Origin of the sequence: Bartonella sp. AP258QHHD (assembly GCF_042196145.1) — a bacterium.
Lineage (GTDB): Bacteria > Pseudomonadota > Alphaproteobacteria > Rhizobiales > Rhizobiaceae > Bartonella.
Map to the genome: position 1 here is coordinate 7,544 of NZ_JBHIPR010000042.1, position 7,210 is coordinate 14,753.

At 40.4% G+C, this 7,210-nt stretch carries 12 protein-coding genes; 8 read left to right on the top strand and 4 right to left on the bottom strand.

The window, feature by feature from the left end; all coding sequences use genetic code 11:
- Positions 1-51: 51 nt before the first annotated feature.
- Positions 52-1,134 carry a hypothetical protein gene (locus ACFIMM_RS03990; protein WP_375682737.1) on the bottom strand — a complete coding sequence of 361 codons (1,083 nt, stop codon included), beginning with the start codon at positions 1,132-1,134 and terminating at the stop codon, positions 52-54.
- A gap of 376 nt (positions 1,135-1,510) precedes the next feature.
- Between ACFIMM_RS03990 and ACFIMM_RS03995 the strand changes: the two genes are divergently transcribed.
- Both ACFIMM_RS03995 and ACFIMM_RS04000 read left to right on the top strand, forming a co-directional pair.
- A complete protein-coding gene (locus ACFIMM_RS03995; RefSeq protein ID WP_375682738.1) occupies positions 1,511-2,245 on the top strand; it encodes an antA/AntB antirepressor family protein in 735 nt (244 codons plus the stop codon).
- On the top strand, positions 2,242-2,520 hold the full coding sequence (locus ACFIMM_RS04000) for a hypothetical protein (RefSeq protein WP_375628357.1): 279 nt from the start codon (positions 2,242-2,244) through the stop codon (positions 2,518-2,520). The genes ACFIMM_RS03995 and ACFIMM_RS04000 overlap by 4 nt, the downstream gene beginning before the upstream one ends.
- Positions 2,521-2,566: 46 nt before the next feature.
- On the opposite strand, the gene ACFIMM_RS04005 is transcribed toward ACFIMM_RS04000, so the two are convergent.
- Genes ACFIMM_RS04005 through ACFIMM_RS04015 form a run of 3 tightly spaced genes read right to left on the bottom strand, consistent with a single transcriptional unit; the run spans position 2,567 to position 3,335 of the window.
- Positions 2,567-2,713, bottom strand: a complete 147-nt coding sequence (locus ACFIMM_RS04005) for a CopG family antitoxin (protein WP_375628355.1) — start codon at positions 2,711-2,713, stop codon at positions 2,567-2,569.
- A 42-nt stretch (positions 2,714-2,755) separates the two neighbouring features.
- Positions 2,756-3,073: a type II toxin-antitoxin system HicB family antitoxin gene (locus tag ACFIMM_RS04010; protein WP_004856761.1), complete on the bottom strand. Its 318-nt coding sequence runs from the start codon at positions 3,071-3,073 to the stop codon at positions 2,756-2,758.
- Positions 3,063-3,335 carry a toxin HicA gene (locus tag ACFIMM_RS04015; RefSeq protein ID WP_375628353.1) on the bottom strand — a complete coding sequence of 91 codons (273 nt, stop codon included), beginning with the start codon at positions 3,333-3,335 and terminating at the stop codon, positions 3,063-3,065. Before ACFIMM_RS04015 ends, ACFIMM_RS04010 begins: the two co-directional genes overlap by 11 nt.
- Positions 3,336-3,384: 49 nt before the next feature.
- Here ACFIMM_RS04015 and ACFIMM_RS04020 point away from each other — a divergent pair, with 49 nt between their 5' ends.
- The 6 genes from ACFIMM_RS04020 to ACFIMM_RS04045 all read left to right on the top strand — a co-directional run.
- Positions 3,385-3,927 carry a hypothetical protein gene (locus ACFIMM_RS04020; protein WP_375692634.1) on the top strand — a complete coding sequence of 181 codons (543 nt, stop codon included), beginning with the start codon at positions 3,385-3,387 and terminating at the stop codon, positions 3,925-3,927.
- A complete protein-coding gene (locus tag ACFIMM_RS04025) occupies positions 3,908-4,597 on the top strand; it encodes a phage baseplate assembly protein V (RefSeq protein ID WP_375682740.1) in 690 nt (229 codons plus the stop codon). The genes ACFIMM_RS04020 and ACFIMM_RS04025 overlap by 20 nt, the downstream gene beginning before the upstream one ends.
- A complete protein-coding gene (locus ACFIMM_RS04030) occupies positions 4,594-4,935 on the top strand; it encodes a GPW/gp25 family protein (RefSeq protein WP_375612353.1) in 342 nt (113 codons plus the stop codon). Before ACFIMM_RS04025 ends, ACFIMM_RS04030 begins: the two co-directional genes overlap by 4 nt.
- Entirely contained in the window at positions 4,932-5,759 is an 828-nt protein-coding gene (locus ACFIMM_RS04035) for a baseplate J/gp47 family protein (protein ID WP_375674225.1), read from the top strand. The genes ACFIMM_RS04030 and ACFIMM_RS04035 overlap by 4 nt, the downstream gene beginning before the upstream one ends.
- Positions 5,759-6,865, top strand: a complete 1,107-nt coding sequence (locus ACFIMM_RS04040) for a phage tail protein (RefSeq protein ID WP_375682741.1) — start codon at positions 5,759-5,761, stop codon at positions 6,863-6,865. Before ACFIMM_RS04035 ends, ACFIMM_RS04040 begins: the two co-directional genes overlap by 1 nt.
- Position 6,866: 1 nt before the next feature.
- The coding region (locus ACFIMM_RS04045; RefSeq protein ID WP_375682742.1) for a DUF4815 domain-containing protein at positions 6,867-7,210 on the top strand (344 nt) is incomplete at its 3' end.

A 7,210-nucleotide genomic window follows, 5' to 3' on the forward strand; every position in this document is an offset into this window, starting at 1 on the left:
ATCTTGCGGGAGCTAAAACAATGAAACATCTTTGTCTTGTGTGTTTAAAAGTCAATAAGGCTGCCCAAGAGATCGGATTACTGCTGTAAATCTTGGACTTGAAAAGGCGGTGAATTGGTAATTCCATGGTACGCCAGTACGGCGACTAATTTGGCATCCTTGATATGTTATCGTTACTGATGCAATTCGTGTCCAAGTAGTTCGTTCATTCCTTTTAGAGCTTTCAAATACAATGGCTTGATCTGTTACCAAAAGACGTCCAAAAAGTGTGGTCTTTTTATTAATATCAAAGGAAACGCGTTCTTGAACACCCAACAATTTTTCATTGCGTGCTAAACGATAATCGTATTCACTTGCATCAAGTTCTTGAAACATTTCACATGCTTCAGAAAAACTAGTTATTTCAATATCTGGTAGCAACATTGCAACTTGTTCTTCAAAAAGCTTTACTTTTTTATTTTCAAAATGGACAGCGATCCCCAAAAGTAAAACAATAATAATGGCGACTAATAACCATGGTGAAATACTTATTATTGCTACTATACTCCCAATCAATAGAGCACAAAGCAGAAAAATCTTGATCCCCTTTTCCAATCGTTCGTTTTTAAGTGCTGGAGACGTTTTATTAATGACTGAAAAATCAGAAGAAGAGTGTGCATGAGAAGGCGACACTGAAACCTGTTCTGGAATCTTCTTTTCAAAACGTTTTTTGCGTTTGTATCGCCAATAAGCAAAAATAGACAATGCAAAAAATGCAAAGCAGATTAACCAAAACCATCCCCAAAAGCCTAGGCCATCATTTTCATCTGATTTATTGTCTTGAGTGGGTGCGATTTTCTTATCAGTATTCTCAACTGGTGCCTGAGCCATGCTTTCATCTTGAGTAGCAACATCTATTGACGGAGTCGAAGAGGGGGTAACAACTTCATTATTATGTACAACTTGATCTGGTTTGTCTTTCTGTACAGCAACACCTACTATTGGAGCACCGACAAATAATAGAGCGCCAACACAAAGAGTCTTTAACCCCATTTTGCGCCATTTTTTTCTACATACGAAAACGATCCCAGTGATAATAATTGGTAAAGATAACAACCATACAATAATCGCAATTGTATCAAGTACGTCGCGCATTACTCCCCCTCCTCTATAAATAAAAAGAGAGAGATTTTAAAGTGAGTCGATAAATAAAGTAAAGATGTGCCTATATAATTTAGAAAAATGTAATATTATCTATTGACATCATCATAAGGATATGAATAATCGAATCAGGTGCCTAACGAACATCTTAAACCAATAGCGGATAGATTGCCGATACAATCTTTTCTCCGCACATTAAAGACTTTGACTCATTGTATGCTACGTGCATATAATAATGTTGTCGGGTGTGGTTACACTATACAATACCCTAACGGGGAAAGTGTGACGACGGACTATTGGCCGTGTTTGTTAGCACCCGGCACTCTATTTAGAGCGTCATTAACAAACATCTAACCAATAGGAGTTCATAATGAACAATCTTATAGAAATATCAGAACAGGTCATTGATCAAGAAACTGTTCAAACTGTTAATGCGCGTGATTTGCATGCGTTTTTGGAGATTACATCAAAGTTTGCAGACTGGATTAAAAATCGTATTAAAGAATGTAACTTTCGAGAAAATATAGACTTTATAGGTTTTTCTAAAAATTTAGAAAAAGGTGGGCGCCCAAGCATAGAATATTACATTACGTTAGACATGGCTAAACATCTTTCGATGATAGAGCGTAATGATAAAGGGCATGAAGCGCGTCAATACTTTATCAAATGTGAACGGCTTTTGAAACAAGTAGCAACACCACAAGTTGACTACTCTAAACCCGAAGCATTGCTTGGTGTTTTGAATCACTTACAAAGTCAAATTGAGCAGAAAGATCATGTTATTGCCGAATTGGCTCCAAAAGCAGAAGCTTTAGATGGTTTAAAACGCTCTGATGGTCTTTTTGGTCTTATTGAAGCAGCAAAGATGTTGGAGGTACGACCAAAGGATTTAACGGATTACTTGCGTAAACATGATTGGGTCTATCGACGGGCTCCAGGGGCGCCTCTGTTACCTTATCAGGATAAAATCAAGAAAGGATTCATGGACTGCCCTGCTATCACCATTCAAAAACCAGATGGTACAGAGAAGGTGCTTCCTTCAACGAAAATCACATCGAGAGGATTGGCATGTTTGAGAGAACAAATCCATGGAGGTGTACAATGAAAATAGATACCAACTTCTTATGTGACTTATGGATGGCATTATCTCGATTTTCTAGACATGAAAATATGAGCGATAAAGATTGTACTGCTCTGGTTGACACTATGAGTGTAATAGAAAAAGCTTTGATTTCAAAACTTCAGGATGAACTACCCAATATTACAAAGATTTTAGCAATTCTTACAGATTTTGGAGATTCAGAGTTACCGCATAGCATGGATTCTTTGTTACGCGCTTATGAACCAAATCTAGAGAGCCCCATTAAAAAGGTTGCTTAACTTAAAAACAAAACTCCCCTCCCTATCGTTAAAGGTGGGGAGGTAGTCAAGAGACTTCTTTAGATAAGAACTCAAAATGAACGGATTTAAAATCAGTTAAGTCATAATCTGTAAGATCGGCAGTATCAACAAAGTTTTCTGCTTCTTCATCCGTCTTGAAAACGGGTATTTGTTTTAATTTAGAGGTTTTCATAAGAATTAGTTTTCTTTTAGTACGTATAGACTTTTAAAAGATTCAAAGTTTAGAAGAAATATATCTATTTAAACTCACACCATTTTCAGCGGCTTGTATTGCAAGTTTTCTATGGAGTTCTGGTGGTATTCTTAATTGAAACTTACCACTGTATTTACCATGTGACAAAGGCACAGGAACTTCTTCTCCATTATGTTGCATGTCCTCAACAACTTCTGAAACAAGGTCCATAATACCTTTTAAAGCTTTCTCTGCTTGAGCATCTAACCATGAAAGGGATGGGAATTCTGCACACAATCCGACATATTCCTCATCTTCTTGCGACCACAAAACACGATATGTATAATGATTATTGTTCATGTTTCATCCTTTCTATCGCTTGTAAGACTTGTTTGACTTGATAAGCTTTTGCTTTGTTACCAGAATCTTTTTGAATATTCACACGAGGATCACCAAGCCACGGTGTTTTAAAAACAAAGTGGCTTGTACCATTGTTCCGTGGTTCTCCAAAGAAATAGACACATACAGCCAACAAATCTGAAAACTTAATGTTCTTTGGTGATGCTTTCATCAAGCTGATTATTTTTTCAACTTTATTACTCATAACCGATAATAGTATCATTATTAATCCTAGTCAATCATTTTATGCACTTAATTGAACAGGAGCCCCCATGCACCCCCGCGAGACGATAAGAGAAACATTTGTTGCGTTGATCAAAGCAGCAAAGACGGCAGCTGGTGACAATGTTTTCAATATGCGTGACTTCAATTTATTTATTGAAGCAATGCCAGCTATTAATATCTCAACACAAAGTGAAACAATTGAAGATGGACATGATTTTGGCTTAAGGCGGCGTGTTTTAACGCTAGATGTTGAATGCTATGCGACATGTGAAGATGGCGCACGTTTTGTTGATCAATTAGCATGGGAAGTTGAGGAGGTTTTCTACACTAATCCCAATCTCAACAACACAGTTGAAACATGCCGCCTGCAAAATATTGCTTTTGCCTTTGGTGATAATGGCGCTCTAGCACTCCACGGTGCAATTTTAACCTTTGACGTGACTTACGTCACCAATATCCCCTGCCCTTATGAAGGAAATGCAACCGAAAGAGTTGTTGAACCCCTTGTCGGTTTTAAACCCGAAACAGGTATGGGAAACCAAGACAAATACCATAAAATCGAGGTTACTCATGTTAGAGCGACGCGATAAAGAAATCACAGATCTAAAGAGACGTGTGGCCAATATGGTTGTGGTGGGGAAGATTAGCCATGTCGACCATAAAAACGCACGCTATCGGATAAAAAGTGGCAATCTTGTCAGTGACTGGATTCCAGATACACAAGCCCGCGCCGGTAAAACACGCTCTTATGAAGGGCGCGATGTTGGAGAGCAAGTAGTTGTTATCTCGTCATCAGGGGATTTATCACAAGGGGTGATTGTTGGTTCACTTCACACCGATGCTAATCAAGCAGCCGATAAGGGCAGCATTCACCGAACGATATACCCTGATGGAACCAGCCTTGAATATGATGATGAACAAAATACTTATGGAATTCATATCAAATCAGGTGGAAAATTTCTTCTCACGATTGCTGATGGTGTGTCACTAAAAGGTGATGGTGGCAAGCTAGAGCTTACCGCACCGGAAGGCATAAAGATTGTTTCAGAAAGCGATATAAATTTAAACGCAAAAGGCAACATCTCTTTGAAGGCTGGTGATGGCATTTCACTGAATTCGAATGATAGTCTCTCTCTTTATTCTGGGAATAATGTTTCCATTCATTCAAGTGGATTAAGACATAACGACACCAATGTAGGAGAAACCCATGTTCATGGCGGTGTTTCCCCTGGTGGTTCTATGACAGGAGGTCCCAATTGAACAGTGGAATGGACCGCACAACGGGAAAGCCATTAACCGGCATTGATCATTTGCGTCAATCAATCCTTGATATTTTGTTAACGCGGATTGGTTCGCGTGTAATGCGGCGTGATTATGGTTCACGTGTTGCTGAACTCATTGATGCACCGGTTAATAATGCTTTTGCTGTTGCTCTTTATGCTGCTGTTGCTGAGGCTTTAGACAAGTGGGAACCGCGTTTTAAATTGAAAAAAATTGATTTTAAAAGGGGTGAGAATGGACACGTTTCTTTATCCTTTGAAGGCATTTATTTGCCATCCGGCAAGCCCATTACCATGGAAGGATTATTGATAAAATGAATGGAGTGCTTGCAAAACCAGACATCATCACAGAACTTTCTTTTGAAGAAATACGCGCTGCTGCTCTTGTCCATTTAAAAGAGCTTTTGCCTGAATATACCATTCTTGAAAGTGATCCGGCCGTAAAAGTCATAGAGGCTTTTAGCTATCGAGAGTTGCTTTTAAGACAGCGTATTAACGAGGCAGCACGCAACAACATTCTTGATTTTGCAACCGGTGAATCTCTTGATGCTTTGGGAAACTGGCATGGTCTTGCCCGCATGGAGGGTGAAAGTGACGAGAGATATCGTGAACGCATACAGCTTCATGCCCGTGGAGGAAACGGAAGTGGAACAGAACCCTATTACAAACTTATCGCCTTAACAGCCGATAGTCGAGTGAAAGATGCCATTATCTATCGTAAAGGCAAAAACCCAACCATCTATGTTGCTCTTTTTGGTAATAATGAAGAAGGAACAGCCTCTGAAGATCTCATACAAGCAGTTTCACAAGCTCTTCACAGAAAAAATATCATCATGACCAATGATACAATCATTGTTCACGCTGCTGTTAAAAAAGTGCTGGATTTAGAAGCAGATGTTTGGCTGTTACCAGAAACATCTTTGAAAATTCTCACGACAATGGAAACAAATTTACGCACGGCTTGGAAACAAGAACAAGCCATTGGTCGTGAATTAAGTTTGTCGTGGTGGATTTCAAAACTAATGATTGCTGGTGTCCAGAAAGTCATTGCCATTACCCCAACACAAGACAGTATGGTTTGTGATGAAGAAATTTTATCGATTGGAAAAATCACCTTAAACTTCAAAGGGCGTGCGCGCTAATGGTTGGTTCCCTCCTTCCCACAAACGCGACGGAATTTGAAAAGCGCCTTGCTGATGCTTGCGATTTTCATCAAGATATTGATGGTTCTGTTTTGGGGATTTCACGCGCAAAACTGATCACACGCCCTCCCCGTTTCTTGCCGTGGTTGATTGAAGAATACGGGCTTGGTGAACTGACACCTTATGTTCCAAACCTCTATGATTTGATTGATCAAGGGCTTCAATGGCAGCGGATACGTGGCTCACTTGCGGCAATAGAGATGGGGCTTGAATGGCTAGAGATTACAGCACGCTTTCAACCCGCCTGGACGGGGCGAGCATGGTGGAACTCCTTTCAACTTGATTTTGATCAGTTGCCTGAACGCAAAAGCCTTGAAGCTATTGAAGCGATCACAGATCTTTCCAAAAGTTTGCGCTCTGATTTTCGCCGTGGGACCTATGGTTATAATGTGCAAGCTGTTGAATGCAATATGTCACGGTTTGATGACAGCATGTTGGAATATGAAAGCGGTGTTCACTTAACAGCTGGGGACACTTTGTTTTCCTTTGGACGCACAACAGAAATCAATCACACGCTCACAAGAGAAGAAGGCAGGCTTATTGGTAATTGGATAGATGATGGGGATGAAGAGTTAAGCTGGAACCAAATTGATTATCCTTGGGATTTGGCAAATTTTCCGTGGTGTTCGGTCAAAAAACATGAACGCGATATGCTTATGGCAGAATGGTTTCATGGTCGTACGCTTTATCTCGTGTTAAAAGACAGCCAAAATAGCGTGATTGGGTATCGCAGATGCTATGCTGTAGCGCCTGTCGAACAGGCTTTGGATGGTGTGTATAGCCATTGTGGTAACAGATTCCAGCCCTCCTCGATGGGCACGGCGCTTCTTGTTGCAGCCCGCACAGATTTTCACGATGTTGATGGCAAACAAGCAGCATTTGTTTCTATTCTCGTTCACGGCATTCCCAAACAAGATATCCCCCTTGGAAAGCTTTGGTGTGACGTCAATGAACTGAATGGTGGTGTCGAGATACTCAAAACACCCATCAATATTTCTTTGCGTGCCGATGTTCGCGAACAATTCAAGATTTTATTGAGGTTTTAATATGAAGCATGAAAGTGGTTTACCCTTTGCAATTGACAGATCTCGCGGCAAAGAGGAACAACAAAGCGTGGTGTTTTATGGCACGCGTCCCTTTATTCAAAGTGGTGAACTCAATGAGGTTCAAACCATTATAAGGGGGCGGCATGACCGCTTGGGGCGCCTTGTGGCAAAAGAAGGAGACCGCGTTGAACGGGCTGATGCTTTTGTCAACAAAGACACAAGGACCGTCACTTTAACGGATGGCAAGATTTATATTGCCGGCGATATTTTCCCCGTTGCACCAGCTGTACTCAACAATGTTGCCATGATTGGGCGCTTGGAAATTGGTGTGAAGCTGCAAAAAAA

What these genes read in the sequence shown, in the direction of transcription:
- ACFIMM_RS04035 (WP_375674225.1), top strand. Translation starts at nt 4,932, where the DNA reads ATGAATGGAGTGCTTGCAAAACCAGACATCATCACAGAACTTTCTTTT.
- ACFIMM_RS04000 (WP_375628357.1), top strand. Translation starts at nt 2,242, where the DNA reads ATGAAAATAGATACCAACTTCTTATGTGACTTATGGATGGCATTATCT.
- ACFIMM_RS04025 (WP_375682740.1), top strand. Translation starts at nt 3,908, where the DNA reads ATGTTAGAGCGACGCGATAAAGAAATCACAGATCTAAAGAGACGTGTG.
- ACFIMM_RS04020 (WP_375692634.1), top strand. Translation starts at nt 3,385, where the DNA reads ATGCACCCCCGCGAGACGATAAGAGAAACATTTGTTGCGTTGATCAAA.
- ACFIMM_RS03990 (WP_375682737.1), bottom strand. Translation starts at nt 1,134, where the DNA reads ATGCGCGACGTACTTGATACAATTGCGATTATTGTATGGTTGTTATCT.
- ACFIMM_RS04010 (WP_004856761.1), bottom strand. Translation starts at nt 3,073, where the DNA reads ATGAACAATAATCATTATACATATCGTGTTTTGTGGTCGCAAGAAGAT.
- ACFIMM_RS04015 (WP_375628353.1), bottom strand. Translation starts at nt 3,335, where the DNA reads ATGATACTATTATCGGTTATGAGTAATAAAGTTGAAAAAATAATCAGC.
- ACFIMM_RS03995 (WP_375682738.1), top strand. Translation starts at nt 1,511, where the DNA reads ATGAACAATCTTATAGAAATATCAGAACAGGTCATTGATCAAGAAACT.
- ACFIMM_RS04040 (WP_375682741.1), top strand. Translation starts at nt 5,759, where the DNA reads ATGGTTGGTTCCCTCCTTCCCACAAACGCGACGGAATTTGAAAAGCGC.
- ACFIMM_RS04005 (WP_375628355.1), bottom strand. Translation starts at nt 2,713, where the DNA reads ATGAAAACCTCTAAATTAAAACAAATACCCGTTTTCAAGACGGATGAA.